Below are 20,695 nucleotides of genomic sequence, written 5' to 3' on the forward strand. Positions count from 1 at the left end.
GCGAGAGTGCGTGACCACCACGTCCACCTCCACCGCCCTGCCCGCTCCGCCGGAGCGCCGGACCGCCACCGTCGTGATGGCCTGCATCGGCGTCTTCGTGGCCTACCTTCCGATCACGAGCGTCGCCGTCAGCCTGCCGGCGATCGGGAACGCGCTCGGCGCCTCGACCGCGCAGTTGTCCTGGGTCCAGGACGCCTTCGTTCTGCCGATGGCGGCGTTCATCCTCACGGCAGGAGTGTTCGGCGACGTCCACGGCCGCCGCAAGGTCTATCTCACCGGTCTCGCACTGTCCGCACTGGGCGCCGTCGTCGCACTGTCGGCGCAATCGATCCAGCTCGTGTGGGCCGGTCAGGCTCTGGCCGGCACGGGTGCCGCCGCACTGTTGCCGACGACCCTCGCGCTCATCAGCCACGCCGTGCCCGACTTCCGTGAACGCGGCAAGTTCATCGGCATCTGGGCGTCGTCGCTGATGCTGGCGCTGACCGTCGGCCCGCTGATCGCGGGCCCGGTGGCCGAGGGCATGGGCTGGCGCTGGATCTACGTGCTGCCCATCCCGTTTGCCGTCGCCGCGTTCGCGGTGGCACTCGCCGTCCTGCCGGAATCCCGCGCCCCGCACACCCGACGCCTCGACTGGGCCGGTCAGGTGACGGCCGCCGTCGCGGTCACCGCACTGGTCTTCGGCGTGATCGAGGCCGGCGTCAACGGGCTCGCCGATGCCCGTGTGATCATCGCCCTGGTGATCGCCGTCGTCGCGGGTGCAGCCTTTGTCGCCGTCGAACTCCGCTCGGACAGCCCGATGCTCGACCTCGCGCTCTTTCGCAGCCGCGCCTTCACCGTCACCACACTGATCGCGATGATCAGCTTCCTGGCTCTGATCGGCTTCATCTTCGTGCTCAGCATGTACTTCGGCATGGTCCAGCAACTCGGCACCATCGAGGCCGGCTGGCGACTCGCGCTGATGAACGGCGCCTCCATGGTCGTGGGTGCGCTCGCGGGCAAGATGATGCACCGGGTCCAGGCACGCGTCATGATCGGCGGCGGCCTGGCCATGGTCGCGGTCGCGCAGTTCGCGCTGCTCACCATCGAAGCCGACACCACGTTCGTCTCGATCGGCTGGCGCCTGATCGTGCTCGGCCTGGGCATGGGCCTGTTGATTGCCCCGATGACCGCGACCGCGGTCTCCGCGGTGCCCTATCGGCTCGCGGGTATGGCGGCGGCCGGAAACAATGCCTTCCGGCAGGTGGGTGGCGCACTCGGACCGGCCGTTCTCGGCGCGTTGCTGACGGCGGGTGCCGTCGACTCGCTCCCGGGCAAGCTCACCGACGCCGGCATCGGCGACGAGATGCGCGACAGCGTCGTCGCCGCCGTGGACGGCGAGGGTCTCGGCGCGGTCGCCGGTCTCGACCTCGGCGCCGACACGCCCACGGTCATGAACGCCCTCGGCGACGCGTTCCTCGACGGCATGCACCTGTGCCTGATCTTCTCGGGCCTTCTCTCGGCCGCAGCCGCCCTGCTGTGGTCCTCTCGCTGCGCCCCGGCCGGGACGCCGACCACTAGTCAGGCGAACGCCGCGACCACATCCGCGGCGCGCCGGAGCTGGTCGAGGTCCGAACTCGTCGGGATGAGTTGCACCTCGTCGGTTCCGATGTCGGCGAACCGCCGCAGGACGTCCGCGAGCTCGGCCTCGGTACCTGCCCAGCCCGTCGTGGGAGCGATGGCGTCGACGAACTCCGACGGAATCCAGTTCATGTAGTGGTGCAGATGGCGTGTCACCTGTGCACGCGGACCGTCACCGTCGCCGATCGCGAACCAGAACGACGTCGCGAGATGCGGCGCCGGTTTTCCGGCCTCGGCCCACGCGGAGCGGGCGACGTCGAAGAGTGCGTTCTGTTTCTCCGTGTCGAGGTCGAGGGTGACCCCGGCGATGCCGTCGGCCCAGTCGACGGCGCTGCGGATCGTCTTGGGTCCGGTGGTGCCGACATGCAGCGTCGGGCCGCCCGTGCGATGGGGCGGCGGACCGACCGGCAGCACCGATTCGGTGAGCTTCTCGCGGGCCCACACCCGCTTCATGGTCGCGGCTCGGTCGGCGAGTTGCCGCATGGTCTGGGTGGACGGGTCCGCGCCGACGGCCCGGTAGTCCTCATGCCGGCCACCGACCCCGAGTGCCACCGTCAGCCGCCCCTCCGACAGCAGGTCGCCGGTGGCCAGCGACTTCGCCAGCATCACCGGCGTGGAGCTGCGGCACGACGACGGTCATCACCAGCGGGACCCGCCGGGTCCAGGCGGCTGCCGCGCCCAGGAACGTCAGGCACTCGGGGTTGTCGAACGCGATGCGTTCACCCCAGCACAGGGAGCTGAACGGGCCGTCGTCGGTGGTGGTGGCCCACGAATGAAGCGTGCCTGCGTCGAGGTCCGGCTCCATCACGGGCATCGTCATCCCGATGCGCACGGCGCCATTCTGGCATGGACTCCGTGCACCCGGAGACGCTTTCGCAGATGTCGCGTATCGTCGTGCGGTCCGCTACGATGCGCGATATCCGAGGTGGCGCAACGGTTTCCGTTCGAACACTATGCCGTTGCGGCCCGACCCACGTTCGCCGACCGCACCGGCGAGTTCCGCAACTCCCGCAACGCCGTTCGGAGACCGCGACGCTTTCCCGTCGCCGGATCGACACCGAAGTGGTCGCTCAAACCCTCGCGGATCGCGAACCGAAGCTCCGAGGCGGTCTCCGGCGCGTCGTCGGCGGTCGCCTTCAGAAGCGAATTCGGCAGTGCCAGTTTGGCGATCGTCCGGAACGATTGTGCGTACTGGCCCAGGAGCGAACCCGTCGTGTAGGGCAGGTCGTACTTGTCGCACAGTTCCCGCACCCGCACCCCGATCTCCTCGTACCGACTGCTCGGCAGGTCCGGGAAGAGATGGTGCTCGATCTGATGACTGAGATTGCCGCTCATGAACCGCATCAGCGGACCGGCCTTGAAGTTCGCCGACCCCAGCATCTGTCGCAGGTACCAGCGCGGCTGGTCCTCGTTCTCGAACTCCTCGACGGTGAACTTCTCCGCCCCGTCCGGGAAGTGGCCGCAGAAGATGACCATGTACGCCCAGTAGTTGCGGATGATGTTGGCGGTGAAGTTCGCGGTGATCGTCGTCTTCCAGTTGGGTCCCGCCAGGGCCGGGTAGATCAGGTAGTCCTTGGCGGCCTGCTTGCCGACCTTCGTGCCGATCACCCGCAGGTCCTTCGCGGCCTGACGGTAGGTCTTCTCACCGTTGCGGAGCTTCTCCGTTTCCAGATGATGCAGCGCCACACCGTATTCGAAGAATGTGCCGAGGGTCAGGTTGTAGATCGGGTTGCCCAGGTTCCACCACTCCCACGGCTGATCACGGGTGACGCGCAGGATTCCGTAGCCCACATCGTCATCCATCCCGACAACGTTCGTGTACTTGTGGTGGACGAAGTTGTGGGAGTGCTTCCACTGCGCGCTCGGGCAGGTGGTGTCCCACTCCCACGACGACGAGTGGACCTCAGGATCGTTCATCCAGTCCCACTGCCCGTGCATCACGTTGTGCCCGAGTTCCATGTTCTCGATGATCTTGGCCAGCGAGAGCATGGCGGTGCCCGCGGCCCAGGCGATCTTCCTGTTGCTGAACATCAGTGCGAGTCTCCCGCCGGCCGCGAGACCGCGCTGGAGGGTGATGGCGCGCCGTATGTAGCGCGCGTCGCGTTCACCGCGGGAGTCCTCGATGTCTCGCCTGATCGCGTCGAGTTCGGCACCGAGGGTCTCGATGTCACTGTCGGTGAGGTGGGCGTACTGGTCGATGTCGGTGATGGCCATGAAGCCTCCTACAGATCGAGGGTGCATTCACCGGACACTGCACTGATGCAGGTCTGGATTCGTTCTCCTTCGCGACGTTCTTCGGCGGTGCGCAGGTCGCGCACGTACCCACCCGCCAGCGGGACGACGCAGGTCTGGCAGATCCCCATCCGGCACCCGAAGGGCATCTGGATGCCGAGATCCTCGCCTGCCTCGAGAAGTGTGGTGGCGCCGTCGACCTCGACCTCCTTGTCGGAGATCGCGAACCGGACGGTACCGCCCTCGCCGCCGTGATCGGTGCGGGCAATGGTGAACCGTTCGATGTGCAACCGTTCGCGCAGGCCGCCGTCCTCGTAGTGCGCCTCCATGGCGTCGAGCAGCGCCACCGGGCCGCAGGCCCAGCATTCCCGCTCACGCCAGTCCGGCGCCCACTCGTCCATCCGTGAGACGTCGAATTTACCCATCTCCCTTGTCAATTGGAGGTTGAGTTCATACTTGTCGGCCTCGTCGGCGAGCTGCTCCATCTCGTCGAGGAAGATCACGTCGTCGCGAGTGGGGGCGGAGTGTATGTGGACGATGTCCGGCGTCTGCCCGTGCGACCTCAGCTGGCGCAGCATCGCGATGACCGGGGTGATCCCGCTGCCCGCGGTGACGAAGAGGATCTTGCCCGGCACCGGCTCCGGTAGGTGAAAATCGCCCTGTGGGGATTGCAGCCGGATGATGGTCCCGGGACTCACCCCGTCGACCAGGTGGGAGGACAGGAAACCGTCGGGGTTCGCCTTCACCGTGACCGCGATGGTCTTGTCCTGCTCGGACGACCCGATCGAGGTCAGTGAGTACGAGCGCCAGTGCCACCTGCCGTCGATCTGCAGGCCGATCCCGACGTACTGGCCCGGCTTGTAGTTCTCGGGGAATCCCCAGCCCGTGCGGATCGTCACCGTCGCGGTGTCGTCGGTCTCCTTGGTGACGTCGAGGACCTTGCCGCGCAGCTCACGCGCACTCCACAGCGGGTTGATCAGATGAAGGTAATCATCGGGGAGCAGCGGAGTGGTCGCCCGAGCGACCAGTCCGCGAAGAACATTCACCCCGGGTGCGCGCGCCTCGACTCCTGCCGCCGGGCGCTTGCTCCATTTGAGTAGGCCCACGCGCACTCCTCCCCTCGGACTCACGTGGCATCGTGCCATCGGCGTACATACCCATCCGAGCGCGAATGTACACACGCGAGAGTGCCGGCGATCGTATGTAGAGGTCACGCGGAGAAGGCGCCCTCACCAGACGAAGGCGCCGCCGGTCCAGATGCTGGTTGCGACGAGCGCGAAGAGGAGTTCGATACCGATCGTCTTGGCCGCCGCCTTGAGAGCCGCGAGCGCACCGCGCCAGGCCTGCTCGAGGCCTCGGGTCCGCACGAGTTCGGAGACGATCGCGCCCACCACGAATCCGAGCAACAGCCCGATCACCGGCACGACGAAGAATCCGACGATCCCGACGAGTCCGCCGATGACGACGGTCCGGTTCGGGATTCCGTCGGTGCGCAACGACTTTCCCGCGACGAGATACTTGATGACCTCGCCGACCGCGATCACCAGGATCGCCGCGGCGAACACGGACCAGGCCCAGCCGCCGACGACGAGCGCCCAGACGAACAGCGCGCACACGATCAGCAGCGTTCCCGGCAGAATCGGGACGACGATCCCGATCAGACCGACGACGATGACAGCCGCAACGAGCAGCTCACCCCAGAGCGGCACCTGTCCGTCGCCCGGTCACTCGCCGGCGACGGACGACCCGGGGGCCGCCCCGTCGGCGGAATCCCCGGTCTTCACCAGGGACGTCATGACCGGGGACTGACCCGGGGATGCCGAGCGCGGCGGACCGGCCGGACGGGGCGCCCCGGGGGGAGCGATCGGACGCTGGCCACCGGGACCGCCGAGGGGACGAGGCGCCGGACGCGGTCCGGGTGGCGGAACGGGACGGCCGGGCGGGACGGGGCGGCCGGGCGGCGGACCGATCGGCCCGGGCGGAGGTCCCGCGGCTCCCGGCGGCGGTGCCGAGTGTCCCGGCGGAGGTCCTGAGTGCCCGGGCGGGGGTCCCGGACGACGAGGCGGCGCGGGCGGAGGCGGCGGCAGGACCGTCGCCTTCCGGACGGCGGCCCGACCGGGAACCGGCGAGACGAGCGACGCCGCACGCACGGCGCGCTCACGGGCGGCCGGGACGTCGTCGGCGGTCGCCGTGACCACACCCATACGCCGGCGATGGAAGCTCTCGGGCTTGCCGAACAGGCGGATGTCGGTCTCGGGCACCGCGAGTGCCGCCGCGACGTTCTCGAATCCGATGGCGGGCTCGTCGAGTTGCCCGTAGATGACCGCCGAAGCGCCGGGCGACGCCAGCGTGACGTCGACGGGCAGGCCGAGGATCGCGCGGGCGTGCATCTCGAACTCCGACAACCGCTGGGTCGCCATGGTGACCAGGCCGGTGTCGTGTGGACGTGGACTGACCTCGGAGAAGTAGACGTCGTCCCCCTTGACGAACAGCTCGACTCCGAAAACGCCACGGCCGGCGAGCTTTCCGTCGCCCAGAGCGGTGGCGATGCGCGCCGCGATCGATGTCGCCGAGGCGTGCGCGTCCGCACTCATCTCATGCGGCTGCCAGCTCTCCACGTAGTCGCCGTTGATCTGGCGATGACCGATCGGCGCGCAGAAGTGCGAGGTGAGAACGCCGGTCCGGGGATCGATGGCACGAACTGTGAGAAGTGTGATCTCATAGTCGAATTCGATGAATCCCTCGACGATGACCCGGCTGCCCTGCACGCGGCCGGCGGTGTTCGCGGTCTCCCACGCCGACGCCACGTCGTCGGGTCCGCGCAGCACCGACTGTCCCTTGCCGGAGGAGGACATCACCGGCTTCACGACGCACGGGAATCCGATCTGCCGGGCGGCGACCGTCAGTTCCTCGAGGGTGTCGGCGAAGAGATACGGCGACGTCGGCAGGCCCAGCTCCTCGTCGGCGAGGCGGCGGATGCCTTCGCGGTTCATCGTCGCGACCACGGCACTCGCGGTCGGGATGACCTCGGCGATGCCACGTTCGGCGACGTCGACGAGCGCCGCGGTGGCGATGGCCTCGATCTCCGGCACCACGTAGGCGGGCCGGTGCTTGTCGATGACGGCGAGCAGCGCGTCCGGGTCGGTCATGTCGATGACCTCGGCATGATGGGCGACCTGCTGGCCGGGCGCGTTGGCGTACCGGTCCACGGCAACGACCTCGACGCCGAGACGCTGGAACGCGATCACGACCTCTTTGCCGAGTTCGCCCGCACCGAGCACCATCACCTTGGTCGCCGTCGGACTCAGCGGCGTGCCGATAACGTCCGGCGGACCGATCGTCGGCGCCGGCTGATCCGCGCTGGTCGCGCTCTCGCTGTTCGACGTCATTCCCAAATCCTACTTGTCGTCAGTACATCTTCTTCCACGGTGACACCCGGTCAGGGCGGTGTCGTGGTCCGGCTCTCAGCCGATGACCTCGTGCACGTAACACCACCGCCAGCTCTCGCCGGGTTCGGCGGACCGCATGACCGGATGGGCGGTCTCGTGGAAGTGTGCGGTCGCATGCCGCCGCGGACTGGAGTCGCAGCAGCCGATGTACCCGCACCGCAGGCACATTCGCAGATGCGCCCAGTGATCCTCGCCGATCGCCACACAACCCTCGCAGCAGAGCTTTTCACCCGTAGCAGGCTCCGGCACCGGGATCGACCCGTCCGCGACCGCGGCGAGCTCGGGGCAGCGCGCCGACGGGTTCGACGAGTCGTCGGCGGCGGATGCCGGACCCGACCGCTGGCCGCCGCGGGTCGAGGACCGGCGAAAGATCTGCATGTTCACCATTATCAACGGCGCATCCGGCGATTACAGTCGCTCGGATGAGTGCATCGCTTCTGCTCGTCGCGGTCGTCGCGGTGGCGGTTGCTGCACTGTGCCGTCGCTACGGGCTGTCCTCGCCCCTGGTCCTGGTGACCCTCGGCCTGGCGGCCGGCTGGATTCCGAACATGCCGGCACCCGAGCTCGACCCGGAACTCGTGCTCTTCCTGATCCTGCCGCCCCTGCTCTACTCGGCCGCGCAGGAGAGCTCCTATCAGGCGATCCGCGCCAACTGGCGTGCGATCGGGATGCTGGCGGTCGGTCTGCCGCTGGCCACGACCTTCGTGGTCGGGGTCGTCGCCCACCTCACCGTGCCCAACCTCCCGCTCTCCGCGGCGCTCGTCCTCGGCGCCGTCGTCGCCCCGCCGGATGCGGTGTCCGCGCAGGCGATCGGCCGGCGCCTCGGCCTGCCCCGCCGCGTCATGACGCTCCTCGGCGGCGAGAGTCTGCTCAACGACGCCACGGCCCTCACCGCGTTCCGAATCGCGCTGGCCGCCGCGATAGGTGTCACGACCTCGCTGGGTGAGGGTCTTCTGACGTTCGCCGTCGCGGCGCTCGGCGGTCTCGTGGTCGGCCTCGTCGTCGGCATCGCGGTGTCGTGGGTGCGTATCTGGCTGACCGATCCGCCGATGGAGACCGCGATCGGGATACTGGTCCCGTTCGCCACGTACTTCGTCGCCGAGCAACTGCACTGTTCCGGCGTCATCGGCGTGGTCACGGCAGGGTTGTTCCTCGGTCAGCGCTCGGTGCGCGTCGGCTACGCGACCCGCTTGCAGGACGAGGCGGTCCGCAAGTCGATCGACGTCATCCTGGAGGCCTTCGTCTTCTTCCTCATCGGTCTGCAGATGCCGTTCATCATCGAGGGCGTCGAAGGCGAGTCCTGGGTCCAGGTGGGCATCGACGCCGCAGCGGTCCTCACCGCCACGATCCTGATCCGGTTCATCTGGATCTATCCGGCCGCGTACCTGCCGCGCCTGTTCGTCCGCCGTATCCGCGAACGCGAACCGTTCCCACCCCGTCCTCGGTGTTCATCGTGTCGTGGGCCGGTATGCGCGGGGTCGTCTCGCTCGCCGCCGCGTTCGGTATCCCGCTGATGACCGAGGCCGACGAGCCGTTCCCGGCACGTGCCGAGATCCTGCTCCTGACGTTCGTCGTCGTGGTCGGCACGCTCCTGATCCAGGGCACCACGCTGCCCTGGGTGGCGCGGGCGCTCGGCGTCACCGGCGACGAACGCGCACAGGACCGTCTCGCATACGCCGCCGCTCAGGACCGTGCCGCGCGCGAGGCCGAGCAGCGACTCGAGGAGATCGCGGCCGGTCTGGCCGACGACGACCCCCGACGCATGCAGGTGGTCCTGATGCACAAGTGGATCACCTCGCAGCGCAACGTGGCATGGGAGGAACTCGGCCGTGGCCCGGAGGCGATCGGCGAGAGCCCCACCGCTGCTGGCTCCCGGATACGCACTGAACTCCTGCACCTGCAGCGCAAGGTTTTCATCGAGGAACGCAACGCCGGACGCATCGACGACGAGGTCCTCCGGGTCGCGCTCCGCCGCCTGGATTTCGCCGAGGGACAGGACGACCGCGACGCGTGACCCCGGGCGTATCGAAGGGTCATCCATCCGACCGATGGCGGGGAGTTCTGCCCATGTTGCAGACGACAGTTCTGCTCTAACTTCGGTTCTCATGAAGACCACCCACATCCGCCTGGCCACCGCCGGCGCGTCCTTCGTCCTGGCCGCCGGCGCTCTGGTCACCGGCACCTCGTCGGCCGCCGCGGCCCCGATCGCGCCGTCGTGCGACGCCGGCCAGCACACCGTCACCTCGGTCGTCACCGCGAAGTCGGCCGCAACCATCTGCGAGTGGGGCGACGGCAGCCTCGAGTACCGGGGCGTGGCACGCAGCACCGGTAACACCCTGTGCATTCCGGTGGCGGAGGTTCACGAGCAGGAGAACGGCAGCGGCCGTCACTACTTCGTCGCCTACAACAACGGGTACAAGTACTCCGTGTTCGAGGGGCTCGGCCTCAGCATCGTCGGGCCCGACGGCATCCTGATCAGTTCCGAAGACGCCATCTGAGTTCTCACCCGGCCGCCGTCTCCCCCGGCGCCTTCTCCCCCGGCGTCGTGTGCGCGGTCGTCGTCTCCTCCCCGACGGCGGCCGCGTGAACGATCGTCTCGGCGGTCCGGCCACGCAGTGACAGGGTCTCCTGTCGCCGCCAGTGCCGGGCCTCCGCCGGGTCCGCGGCGTCGACCGCACGGCCCGCAGCGAGCGGACTCGCCGGATCCCGCTTGGCGAGTTCGGACAGCCGGGCACTCTCGTTCACCGGGTCGCCGATCACCGTGTACTCGAAACGTTCGATGGCACCGACGTTTCCGGCGACGACCGACCCGTAACTCACGCCCACACCCGCGGACAGTTCCGGGACCTCGACCGCGAGGTCGGCGACGATGCGTCGCGCAGCCGCCAGCGCCGCACCGGCCGGGTCGTCGAGTTCGATGGGCGCGCCGAAGATCGCGAGGACCGCGTCCCCCTCGAACTTGTTGACCAGGCCGTGCTTGTCCTCGACAGCCCGGACGATGACCGCGAAGAACTTGTTGAGGATCTCCACGACCTCGGTCGGACGGCGTTGCGCCGCAAGGGTCGTCGACCCGATCACGTCGACGAACAGCGCGGCGGCCACGCGCTCCGTGCCGCCGAGTTCGGGGTCCGACGACAACGCCGCCTCGGCGACCTCGTGGCCCACGTGCCGGCCGAACAGGTCGCGCATTCGCTCCCGTTCCCGCAGACCCGTGACCATCGAGTTGAAGCCCACCTGGAGGTCACCGAGTTCGGTGCCGTCGTAGACCACGAGGTCCGCGTTGTCCAGATCGCCCGCGCGAACGCGGTTCATCCCCGCCCGTACGCTGCGGATCGGCCCGGTGATGCTCATCGACGACAACAGGGTCAGCAGCAGACCGGTGAACAGAGCGGTGAGTCCCAGGACCGTCACCCCGACGAAGAGATCGAGTTTGGACGTCTCGTCGCGTGCGACCCCGAACGCCACGACCAGCAGGATGCCGATGATCGGGATCGCCGAGCCGACCATCCACGACACCACCGCACGGGACTTCACGCCCGTTTGCTTCCGGCGATGGAATCCGGCCGAGATCAGGTCGGCCACAACGGGACGCAGGGTGAAGTCGATGAACAGGTAGGAGATCGCCACCACGACGACACCGCTCAGTCCGACGACGAACAGTGTCTTGGGGATCAGCTGCGGATCGACGATGCCGTACATGATCGTCAGCATCACCGCGGCACCCGACCAGAGGAGACCCTGCACGAGCGACAGCCGCCACGGCAGTCGCATCGTCCGGCGCGCGTCTCGTTTGGTCGGAACCTCGTCGCGGATGACCCACCGCAGAACATGAACGCCGAGAACCGTTCCCCATCCGATGCCGATCACGAACGCGGCGAGGATGTACACCGGGACCACGATGAAGTTGACCCACCACAGTTCGGCGGTGAAGACGGTCGGTTCCGGGATGCCGACCGCGGCGAGCGCGGCCGCAACGATCGCGCCGACCAGGTTCGCCACGACGATCGAGGTGGTCAGCAACGTCTGGATCCGGACCCGCTGCGCGAAACCGCTCTCGTCGGCAGAGCCGAGCAGGATCGACCCGTAGTCGCGGCTCCCCCGTCTCGCAAGCATGCCCAAGCTAATCACGACGACCGCCGTCATCGCCCGTGTGCGGCCCTCGGATTCGGGACGAGCAGGGGAACTGGGCGCCACGACCTGGGTGAACACCCTAACCTGGACGCATCATCGTCTCCCTCGGCTCGCCGAAAGCAGCGCCATGACCGCATCCGATGTCCCGACCCGGCCCGCGCCGGTCGACATGTCCCGCAACCCGTTCCTGACCGGCGTGTTCGCCCCACAGCGCGACGAGGTGGACGCCACCGACCTGCCGGTCAGCGGTGAGATCCCCGCCGACCTGCGGGGCAGCTACCTGCGCAACGGACCAAACCTGCGCTTCGACCCGATCGGCTCGTACGTCTACCCGATCGACGGCGACGCGATGGTGCACCGCATCGGCTTCGACGGCGGCCGGGCGTCGTATCGCAACCGGTTCGTCCGCACCCCGATGGTGCTGGCGGAAGAGGCTGCGGGACATGCCATCTGGTCGGGCATCACCGACGGCTACACTCCGTCGGCAGCCGAGGTCGGGGACCAGCTGGCCGGGACCGTGCGCGAACTCCCCGACATCAACATCGTGCGGCACGGTGGGCGGTTGCTGGCGATGGCCGAGGCGGACCGGCCGTATCAGCTCGCACCCGCGGATCTCGCCACCTTGGCCCGCACCGACTGCGACGGCGCGATGTTCGTCGGCAGCACCGCTCACCCCAAGATCGATCCGTCCACCGGTGAACTGGTGTTGTTCAACTACGTCCTCGAGGCGCCCTACCTGACCTGGGCGGTGGTCGGTCCGGACGGGCGGGCAACCCGCGAGCCGACGCCGGTCGACGGCCTCGATGCGCCGATCATGATCCACGACATGGCGTTGACCAGCAGGTACATCGTCTTGTTCGTGTGCCCGCTCGTCTTCGACATCGAGTCCGTGATGAGCGGCGGGTCGTTGTTGTCCTGGCAACCGCAGCGGGGCACGCGCATCGCGTTGATCCCGCGGGACGGCACCGCGGTGCGCTGGGTCGACGCCGACCCGTTCTGGGTCTGGCATTTCGCCAACGCCTTCGACAATCCCGATGGATCGGTGACCGTCGACTATGTGGAATGGACCTATCCGGGCGGCTTCGCCGACCAGCCGACACGAGCGTCGTCGTCGCTGACGCGCGCAGTCATCCGACCCGACGCCGGGATCACCAAGACCGTCCTGAACAGCACCGAGCCGGACATGGAGTTCCCCCGGGTCGACGACCGGATGCTGACGCGGGAGCATCACCGCATCGCCAGCGTCGCCAAGGGACCGAGGGACAGCGGCGACCTCGACAGCCTGTGGTTCCACGACCTCGTCGCCGGGACGGAGAAGGTCTGGACGCCGGGTGCCGCGATCGGCGAACCGATCTACATCCCGGGTGCTGAACGCGACTACTGGGGTGCGATCGGCACGGACCCCACCGATATGACGTCTCGGTTCTACCTGCTCACCGTGGACGCACCCGAGGACGGCCCGATCGCGACTGTGGACTTACCGCTCCGCGTTCCCTCGGGACTTCACGGGGCGTGGCTGGCAGATCCTTCGCCCCACGCCGGTTGAGCCGACACCGAGCAACGCGAGGCGTCGCGTCGAAACCCGATTGCCACACCCACCCACCGACCCAACCAGCACGACACGAGGTTCCGACACGGTGGCTCCGCTCGCTACCGGCTCACCAGCAGAAGCCCACGCCGGTTGAGCCGACACCGAGCAACGCGAGGCGTCGCGTCGAAACCCGATTGCCACACCCACCCACCGAACCAACCAGCACGACACGAGATTTCGACGCGGCGGCTCGCTCCGCTCGCTACCGGCTCGCCAGCAGAAGCCCACGCCGGTTGAGCCGACACCGAGCAACGCGAGGCGTCGCGTCGAAACCCGATTGCCACACCCACCCACCGAACCAACCAGCACGACACGAGATTTCGACGCGGCGGCTCGCTCCGCTCGCTACCGGCTCGCCAGCAGAAGCCCACGCCGGTTGAGCCGACACCGAGCAACGCGAGGCGTCGCGTCGAAACCCGATTGCCACACCCACCCACCGAACCAACCAGCATGGCGCGAGATTTCGACGCGGCGGCTCAGCCAGCAACCCCGACCACCGCTTGACATCGGAGCCCCGAGTAGCCCCGGACCTTGCGGAGGGGCGTATCGAAGGGTCAGACGATGGCGCGACGAACGATCGTCTGGTCGCGGCCCGGTCCGACACCGATGCACGACACGTGCGCACCGGACAGCTCTTCGAGTCGCAGGATGTAGTTCTGCGCGTTCTGGGGCAGATCCTCGAAGGTCTTGCACTGGGAGATGTCCTCCCACCAGCCGGGCATCTCTTCGTAGATGGGTTTGGCGTGGTGGAACCCGGTCTGGGTCATCGGCATGTCCTCGATGCGCTCGCCGTCGACCTCGTAGGCCACACAGATCGGCACGGTGTCGAGGCTCGACAGCACATCGAGCTTGGTGAGGAAGTAGTCGGTGATGCCGTTGACTCGGGTCGCATATCGCGCGATCACCGCATCGAACCAGCCGCAGCGTCGGGCGCGGCCGGTGGTCACGCCCACCTCGCCACCGGTCTTGGCCAGGTAGGCACCGTGCTCGTCGAAGAGTTCGGTCGGGAACGGGCCCGAGCCGACGCGCGTGGTGTACGCCTTCAGGATGCCCAGGACGGTGGTGATCTTGTTGGGGCCGATACCCGCACCGACAGCAGCGCCGCCCGCAGTCGGATTCGACGAGGTCACATACGGATAGGTGCCGTGATCGACGTCGAGCAGCGTGCCCTGCGATCCTTCGAGGAGCACCGTCTCGTCGCGTTCGAGCGCCTGGTTGAGCAGCAGCCGGGTGTCGGCGATCCGGTGCTTGAATCCTTCGGCCTGACCGAGCACCTCGTCGACGACCTGCGCCGGATCGAGGGCCTTGCGGTTGTAGATCTTGACCAGGATCTGGTTCTTCAGTTCGAGCGCGGCCTCGACCTTCTGGGCGAGGATCTTCTCGTCGAGGACGTCGGCGACCCGGACACCCACGCGGGCGATCTTGTCCTGATAGCAGGGACCGATGCCGCGGCCGGTGGTGCCGATCTTCTTGTTGCCGAGGAAGCGCTCGGTGACCTTGTCGATGGCCACGTGATACGGCATCAACAGGTGCGCGTCGGCCGAGATCAGGAGGCCGGAGGTGTCGACATCGCGGTCCTCGAGTCCGCCCAGCTCGGTGAGCAACACACCGGGGTCGACGACGACGCCGTTGCCGATCACGTTCTGCACGCCGGGGGTCAGGATGCCCGACGGGATGAGGTGCAAGGCGAAGGTCTCACCTGACGGGAGTACGACGGTGTGGCCGGCATTGTTGCCGCCCTGATACCGGACAACCCAGTTGATCTGGCCGCCGAGCAGGTCGGTGGCCTTCCCTTTGCCCTCGTCGCCCCACTGGGCGCCGATAAGCACGATCGCGGCCATGATTCAGGTACTCCTTCGTGTGGCGCGCTTGAACTGATCAGAACAAACCTCACCAACACTACTGTGTCGAAGCCCCCGATACCCTATCCGCGTGCCTTTCGCCCTGATCACCCAAGCCGGTCGCGCCGACGACAAGAAGACGATCCGTGCCGCCGTGACCGACGCCCTGTCCGATGCGGCCGTCACCCGCCTCATCGTCGAACCCCGTGTCGCCGAACGGTTCGCACCCACCGTCGCCGAGGAGAACGATACCTTCCTCGGGCAGGTCGTGGCCGCCCTCATGGCCACCGAACGTCTCGACGTGGAAGTCGCATACGTCTCGGCAGAAGGCACCCCGGCGACGCGCCGGTACCGCCTCCCACACGGGCCGGCCGCCCGTCAGCTGGCCGAGAACGGCACCGCGAGCCCGGTGCCGCTCATCCGCGACGACGCCGCGACGGTCATCTTCGGCAGTGCCCGTCATCTCGGCGCCGAGGGCGCCAAACTGCACGGCGAGTCCTACGTCGACAGCGAACGACTCTTCGACGGCGAGGTGCGTTCGGTCCTCATCGAACCCACCCTCGAGGGTCCCGGCCTGCGCGCCCAGGTCGAGCGTTGGCTGCTGCCGGGACGGTGGGTCGCCGGCCGGGCGGTGCAGACGGGCGGCACCAACATCGTGGTGGAACGCGAGGGCGTCGTGAACGAGCGCGTACTGAAGCGGTCGACGTTCTACCGCCACGTCACCGATCTGCTGCTCGTACGCCCCTGACAGGCCGGCTCAGCCGACCGGGACCGGGGCCGGCGTCTGCGTGGGATCTCCGGCGGACTCGGCGACGGCGTCCTTCCCGGTGGTCAGGTGCAGGTCCTCGCGACGGATCAACGAGGAGGCCACGACGCTGATCACCGCGGTCAGCACCAGGTAGCCGGCGGCCGCCCACGGCGACCCGGAGGCCGCACCGATGAATGCGGTCAGGATCAGCGGGGTCAGCCCGGAGGCGTAGATACCGGAGAACTGGTAGACCACCGACAGACCCGTGTAGCGGACCTGCGTCGGGTACAGACTCGCGAACAGCGTGCCCTGGGCACCGTAGAAGAGGGCGTGGACCACGCCGAACACGATCACCAGGGCGACGGTGAACCAGACGAGGTTCTCGGTGCCGAAGAGCGCGAACACGGGATAGACGGACAGCCCGTAGGCGGTCATGCCGGCGAGGTAGACCGGTTTGGCGCCGTACCGGTCGGTGAGGAGCCCGGACACCGGGAGCAGCACGGCCATCACCAGCGAGGCGATGGTCACCGCCACCAGGACCGGAACCTTCTCCATGTCGAGTTCGCTCGTTGCGTACGCGATCGCGAACACGCCCCAGGTGTTGAACGCCGACCCCTCACCCCAGCGGGCGAGCAGTCCGAGCACGGTGTTGCGGGTGTTCGGCGGGAGCACGACCTCGCGGATCGGTGCCGTCGACTTCTGGGCGAGTTCGGCCACCTCGGTGAACGCCGGGGTCTCGTCGACCTTCAGCCGCACCACGAATCCGATGACGACGAGCACGATGCTCACGAGGAAGGCGATTCGCCAGCCGTAGGTCAGGAACGCGTCGTCGTCGAGCGCCACCTGGAGCAGTGCGAACACGCCCGTGCCCAGCGCGAGACCGAGGGCGAGCCCGATCTGCGGGATGCTGCCGAAGAGACCTCTTCTGCCGTTCGGGCTGTGCTCCACGGACAGCAAAACGGCGCCGGCCCACTCCCCGCCCAGCGCGAAACCCTGCACGATGCGCAGCAGCAACAGCAGGATCGGGGCGATCACGCCGACCGACGCGGCCGTGGGCAGCACACCCATCAGCGCGGTGGCGACGCCCATCATGACCATCGTGATCGCGAGGGTGCGTTTGCGTCCGATCCGGTCGCCGATGTGCCCGAAGATCACTCCGCCGATCGGTCGCACGACGAATCCGACCGCGAATGTCGCGAACGACAGCAGCGTCCCGACGAAAGAACTCTGGTCGGGGAAGAACAGCGTGTTGAACACCAGACTCGCGGCGGTCGCGTAGAGGAAGAAGTCGTACCACTCGACCGTCGTGCCGAGGAGACTCGCGGCCACGACCGTACGGAGTCGCTTGCGGCGCTCGGCGTCGGTCTCGTGAACCGTGGGGGAGGCGGAAGTCCGCAGAGATGAGGCCATGACCGGCTCACGGTAGCGGCGAGACGCCTGGTGTCGACGACTACGAATCAGCGTGAGCGCAAATCCCCGCCCGGCTTGCATCGGCGGGGTCCGCTGTCGTGGCGGTCAGGACGCGAAATAGTCGTCGAGCGTCACCATGCGCAGCTTCCGGTGGCGGATGATCTCGACCAGCTCGGGATAGACCTTGGTGACGGGATCGTGGTTCGCGTGGCCGATCACGACGGTCTGCGGCCGGAAGTACTTGCGTGCGCACTGCACGAGGTACCTCTCGGTGATCAGGCCGGAGTCCGAGAGAGAGCCGTACCAGAGCGTCGGCATGGTGTAGCCGAGGTCGGCGGCCACCGCGTCGACCGCCGCGTTGTGGTAGCCGAAGGGTGGTCGGTAGTACGGCGTGCCGTCGACGCCGAAGTTCTTCTTCAGGAACCGCTTCGTCCGTCCGAGTTCGTCGGCGATCCCCTTGGCCGAGAGTTCGGTGAGAGCGGGATGGGTCCAGGTGTGGTTGCCGAGCTGGATCTGCCCGGATTCGACGAGCGGGGCCAGCTCGGCGCGGTGATCGGTCCACCCGTCGAACGATCCGGTCACGAAGAACGTGAACCGCGCACCGGTGTCACGGGCGAACTCCACGTAGGCCCCGATGACCTCGGAGCTGGCGCCGTCGTCAACCGTGAGGGCGATGTGCCTGCCCTTGCCCGGCAGTCGCGTGATCGGCTCGGCGGGCAGCGCGCGACGGGTTCCCACGGCCGGCGGGAGCAGTCCGGCACGGGACAAGGCCGGCGTGGGCGGGCCGGCCGGCGAGGTGGGCAGCGTAAGCGGAGTGCCGGACGGGGTGATCTCGGCGGCCGGGACCGGCGAGGCGCACCCCGTCACGGTGCTCGCGCTCAGGGCCCCCACCGTGCCGGCCGCGAGGACCGCGAGGAAGTCGCGTCGTTCCATGCCGGGAATTTAAGGCATAACCGACATTTTGGGTTCAGCGACGCGGGCTCACCACGTCATCTCGTCACGACATCGTCGCTGATCGTCGTTCGGGTCCACCTGAACGGTGGCGTGTTCGAGTCCGTGACGGGCCAGGACGGCCTGCGCCGCCGGGAGCACCTCGGCGTTCGGGCGGCTGCTGCCGAGATGCACCGTGGCCACGTCCATCCCGGTGGTCAGCGTCCAGACATGCAGGTCGTGGACGTCGTCGACGATGGGGATACCGGCGAGGTCGGCACGCAGCGCCTCCACGTCGACGTGCGCGGGCGCCTGCTGATTGAGGATGCGCAGCGCGTCGATGGCGAGCCGGAGTGCCCGCGGCACCACCCACAGGGCGATGAGGACCGCGACCACGATGTCGGCGTAACCCCACCCGGTGGTCAGCGCGACGATGCCGGCGATCAGGACCCCGACGCTGCCGACCGCATCGGCCAGGACCTCGAGGTAGGCGCCGCGGACGGCAATGGACTCCTGCGCATCTGCGCGGAGCAGGAGCATGACGACGAGGTTCACCGCCAGACCCAGCAGTGCCACGACGATCAGCGTGAGGCCGGGAACCTGGGGATCGTTGCCGATGCGCTCGATGGCCTCGAACAGGACGAAGGCCGCGACCCCGATGAGCAGGACCGCATTGGCGACGGCCGTGAACACCTCGGCGCGATGCCACCCGAAGCTGCGGGTGTCCGTGGTACGGCCGTGCCGGCCCAGGAGCAACGCGATCAGCCCCATGATCAGCGCGACCACGTCGGTGAGCATGTGCCCGGCGTCGGCGATCAGGGCGAGGGAGTTCACCACGATGCCGGTGACGAGTTCCACCACGAAGAACCCGCCGATGAGAGCCACCGCCAGCACCATCGGCCACAGCCGCCGCTCCCCCGCGGCACCGGTCCCGGGGGTGTGGGAATGCGAATGTGAATGACCCATGATGGCGGTCAATATATGCACAAGTTCGCATATGTGGCAACAGTCCGCCGTGTCCGGCGGGCGGCCTCAGCTCCGCAGGGTCGCCAGCGCCGACGACCGGCGCAACCCCGCGATCATCAGCAGGTCGACGAGCAACGAGCGGACCTCCGCGAGCAGCGCGGCTTCCGAGAGATGGCTGTTCACGGCCAGGTCGGTGGGCGCCTTGCGCACGATCGAGCGGATGACGCGCGCGGCCTCCACGGGGTCGGGGTCCTCACCGGGGTCGGCCAGCATCATCTCCCGGAGAACCTCGAACGCTCCGCCCACGTCCTCGATGATCTCGATGATCGCCGGCTGGACCCGCTCACCGCGCTGGGTGACGGCCAGGGACCGACGGGCGATGATCCGGAAGTTGCGGACCGCGTTGTCGATCGGGTCCGCGGTTCTCACGAGCCGGTCGAGACGGTCACGCGAACCCCAGTACAGCGGCGAGATCCGGGTGACCTCCCGGCCGCCGGTCATGTCGGTGCGCATGTTGTTGATGGCCGTCTGCGTCCCGCGTGCGGCCTCGAGCGCCGCGGCTATCGTCTCCGCATCCCCGTCGCGCAGACCCGCGGCGACCGACCGCGCCGCGTTTCGGATGGTGAGCAAAACGCCCGCTGCGTCCTCCCGCGCCCGATTGGCCGGGTTGACCGGGAACAACGCAGCCACCGCTATCCCGACAACCCCGCCGATCAGCGCGTCGATCGCGCGGTGGAACCCGGCGACACCGCCGGGCGGCAGCAGGGTCGCGACCAGGACGGCCGACGACGCCGCCTGCATGGGGATCAGCAGACCGTCGTCGAGCACGACAGCCAGCGACATGGCCAGGACGACGACGACCATGATCTGCCAGGCGCCCTCACCGACCACCCCGATGAAGAGGTCGCCGACGAGGATGCCGATCGCGACACCGCCGACGAGTTCGACCGATCGACGCCATCGGCGTCCGAGACCGAGTCCCAGCGAGATGACAGCCGCGATGGGTGCGAAGAACGGGTCCGGATGTGCGAAGACGTGGATGGCGATCCACCACGCCACCCCGGCGGCCAGCGCGCACTGGACGATCGGGACGAGAGATATCTTCAGACGCCGAAGGCGTCGTCTGACGGTCCCGGGCAGGGAGTCGTAGACCCGGCGCGGATACGAACCGCTCGCGGCTGCCGGCATTCGACGGGTCGCGGGTCGCTCAGACCAGGCCGAGCTCGGCGGCCGCCCGGGGGTCGCTGTCGTTGAGGAGGTCGAGGCAACGCAGATGCTCGTCCTCCTCGCCGATCAATTCGGCGGCGCGCGCGAGCGCGCCGACGCACCGCAGGAAGCCGCGGTTGGGTTCGTGGCTCCACGGGACGGGACCGAAGCCCTTCCATCCGTGACGGCGCAGCTGGTCGAGGCCGCGGTGGTAGCCGGTCCGGGCGTAGGCGTAGGCCGCGATCACCGCGCTGGTGTCACCCGCCTCACCGGCAGCCGTCGAGGTCTCGAGCGCCGCCTCGGCGAGGTATGCCCACGCGATGGAGGCCGTGGGATGGGCGGCCGCGACCTCGGCGGGGACAGCCCCGTTGAGCAGGTCCGACTCGGCGTCGTCGTCGCCGGTGAGCAGAACCGGTTGCGGGCCGAGGAGATCTCCGAATGACGTCATGTACCCATTCAAGCATCGTGACCGCGGAGGCGACCGTATCGACCGAACGCCCTAGTGCTCGACCGGCCGGCGATTCGCTAGGGTGAATGACGCAATCGGTCCTGTCACCGAGTCACTCGGCGGCCG

General features: G+C 68.2%; 15 protein-coding genes and 3 pseudogenes. 5 read left to right on the forward strand and 13 right to left on the reverse strand.

Going from position 1 to position 20,695, the window contains the following annotated elements; all coding sequences use genetic code 11:
- Nucleotides 1-76: 76 nt before the first annotated feature.
- Nucleotides 77-1,201, forward strand: a pseudogene (locus IHQ52_RS23260) (MFS transporter); the annotation flags it as partial.
- 356 nt (nt 1,202-1,557) lie between these two features.
- Here the strand turns inward: IHQ52_RS23260 and IHQ52_RS23265 are convergent.
- From IHQ52_RS23265 to IHQ52_RS23290, 6 genes and pseudogenes are all read right to left on the reverse strand, one after another.
- Nucleotides 1,558-2,437 (reverse strand): annotated as a pseudogene (locus IHQ52_RS23265) (LLM class flavin-dependent oxidoreductase).
- A gap of 131 nt (nt 2,438-2,568) precedes the next feature.
- On the reverse strand, nt 2,569-3,831 hold the full coding sequence (locus IHQ52_RS23270; protein ID WP_006437795.1) for a fatty acid desaturase family protein: 1,263 nt from the start codon (nt 3,829-3,831) through the stop codon (nt 2,569-2,571).
- Between the two features lie 8 nt (nt 3,832-3,839).
- Nucleotides 3,840-4,955 carry a ferredoxin reductase gene (locus IHQ52_RS23275; protein WP_006437796.1) on the reverse strand — a complete coding sequence of 372 codons (1,116 nt, stop codon included), beginning with the start codon at nt 4,953-4,955 and terminating at the stop codon, nt 3,840-3,842.
- Between the two features lie 123 nt (nt 4,956-5,078).
- Nucleotides 5,079-5,558, reverse strand: coding sequence for a DUF456 domain-containing protein (locus IHQ52_RS23280; protein WP_006437797.1), 480 nt, complete (start codon nt 5,556-5,558; stop codon nt 5,079-5,081).
- 15 nt (nt 5,559-5,573) lie between these two features.
- A complete protein-coding gene (gene purT, locus IHQ52_RS23285; protein ID WP_096274657.1) occupies nt 5,574-7,238 on the reverse strand; it encodes a formate-dependent phosphoribosylglycinamide formyltransferase in 1,665 nt (554 codons plus the stop codon).
- 75 nt (nt 7,239-7,313) lie between these two features.
- Nucleotides 7,314-7,676 (reverse strand): UBP-type zinc finger domain-containing protein, encoded by a 363-nt coding sequence (locus IHQ52_RS23290; protein ID WP_006438093.1) that lies wholly within the window; start codon nt 7,674-7,676, stop codon nt 7,314-7,316.
- 44 nt (nt 7,677-7,720) lie between these two features.
- Here IHQ52_RS23290 and IHQ52_RS23295 point away from each other — a divergent pair.
- Nucleotides 7,721-9,312, forward strand: a pseudogene (locus IHQ52_RS23295) (Na+/H+ antiporter).
- A gap of 91 nt (nt 9,313-9,403) precedes the next feature.
- Nucleotides 9,404-9,796 (forward strand): hypothetical protein, encoded by a 393-nt coding sequence (locus tag IHQ52_RS23300; RefSeq protein ID WP_006438096.1) that lies wholly within the window; start codon nt 9,404-9,406, stop codon nt 9,794-9,796.
- A gap of 4 nt (nt 9,797-9,800) precedes the next feature.
- Here the strand turns inward: IHQ52_RS23300 and IHQ52_RS23305 are convergent, their stop codons facing one another.
- Nucleotides 9,801-11,411: an adenylate/guanylate cyclase domain-containing protein gene (locus tag IHQ52_RS23305; RefSeq protein WP_238064308.1), complete on the reverse strand. Its 1,611-nt coding sequence runs from the start codon at nt 11,409-11,411 to the stop codon at nt 9,801-9,803.
- A gap of 145 nt (nt 11,412-11,556) precedes the next feature.
- Between IHQ52_RS23305 and IHQ52_RS23310 the strand changes: the two genes are divergently transcribed.
- Entirely contained in the window at nt 11,557-12,975 is a 1,419-nt protein-coding gene (locus tag IHQ52_RS23310; protein WP_159405249.1) for a carotenoid oxygenase family protein, read from the forward strand.
- A 599-nt stretch (nt 12,976-13,574) separates the two neighbouring features.
- On the opposite strand, the gene IHQ52_RS23315 is transcribed toward IHQ52_RS23310, so the two are convergent.
- Nucleotides 13,575-14,861 carry an adenylosuccinate synthase gene (locus IHQ52_RS23315; protein ID WP_024498149.1) on the reverse strand — a complete coding sequence of 429 codons (1,287 nt, stop codon included), beginning with the start codon at nt 14,859-14,861 and terminating at the stop codon, nt 13,575-13,577.
- 91 nt (nt 14,862-14,952) lie between these two features.
- On the opposite strand from IHQ52_RS23315, the gene IHQ52_RS23320 reads away from it, so the two are divergent.
- Nucleotides 14,953-15,609 carry a hypothetical protein gene (locus tag IHQ52_RS23320; protein WP_024498148.1) on the forward strand — a complete coding sequence of 219 codons (657 nt, stop codon included), beginning with the start codon at nt 14,953-14,955 and terminating at the stop codon, nt 15,607-15,609.
- Nucleotides 15,610-15,618: 9 nt separating this feature from the next.
- Here the strand turns inward: IHQ52_RS23320 and IHQ52_RS23325 are convergent, their stop codons facing one another.
- The 5 genes from IHQ52_RS23325 to IHQ52_RS23345 all read right to left on the reverse strand — a co-directional run bounded on the left by IHQ52_RS23325 (nt 15,619) and on the right by IHQ52_RS23345 (nt 20,569).
- Nucleotides 15,619-17,019, reverse strand: coding sequence for an MFS transporter (locus tag IHQ52_RS23325; RefSeq protein ID WP_024498147.1), 1,401 nt, complete (start codon nt 17,017-17,019; stop codon nt 15,619-15,621).
- A 105-nt stretch (nt 17,020-17,124) separates the two neighbouring features.
- On the reverse strand, nt 17,125-17,952 hold the full coding sequence (locus tag IHQ52_RS23330; RefSeq protein ID WP_238064000.1) for a polysaccharide deacetylase family protein: 828 nt from the start codon (nt 17,950-17,952) through the stop codon (nt 17,125-17,127).
- Nucleotides 17,953-18,000: 48 nt separating this feature from the next.
- Entirely contained in the window at nt 18,001-18,915 is a 915-nt protein-coding gene (locus IHQ52_RS23335; protein WP_159405254.1) for a cation diffusion facilitator family transporter, read from the reverse strand.
- A gap of 66 nt (nt 18,916-18,981) precedes the next feature.
- Nucleotides 18,982-20,103, reverse strand: a complete 1,122-nt coding sequence (locus IHQ52_RS23340) for an FUSC family protein (RefSeq protein ID WP_238064001.1) — start codon at nt 20,101-20,103, stop codon at nt 18,982-18,984.
- 19 nt (nt 20,104-20,122) lie between these two features.
- Entirely contained in the window at nt 20,123-20,569 is a 447-nt protein-coding gene (locus tag IHQ52_RS23345; RefSeq protein WP_006438105.1) for a DUF3151 domain-containing protein, read from the reverse strand.
- Nucleotides 20,570-20,695: the final 126 nt, after the last annotated feature.

Origin of the sequence: Gordonia amicalis, from assembly GCF_022059885.1 — a bacterium.
In the GTDB taxonomy this organism is placed as follows: Bacteria; Actinomycetota; Actinomycetes; order Mycobacteriales; family Mycobacteriaceae; genus Gordonia; species Gordonia amicalis.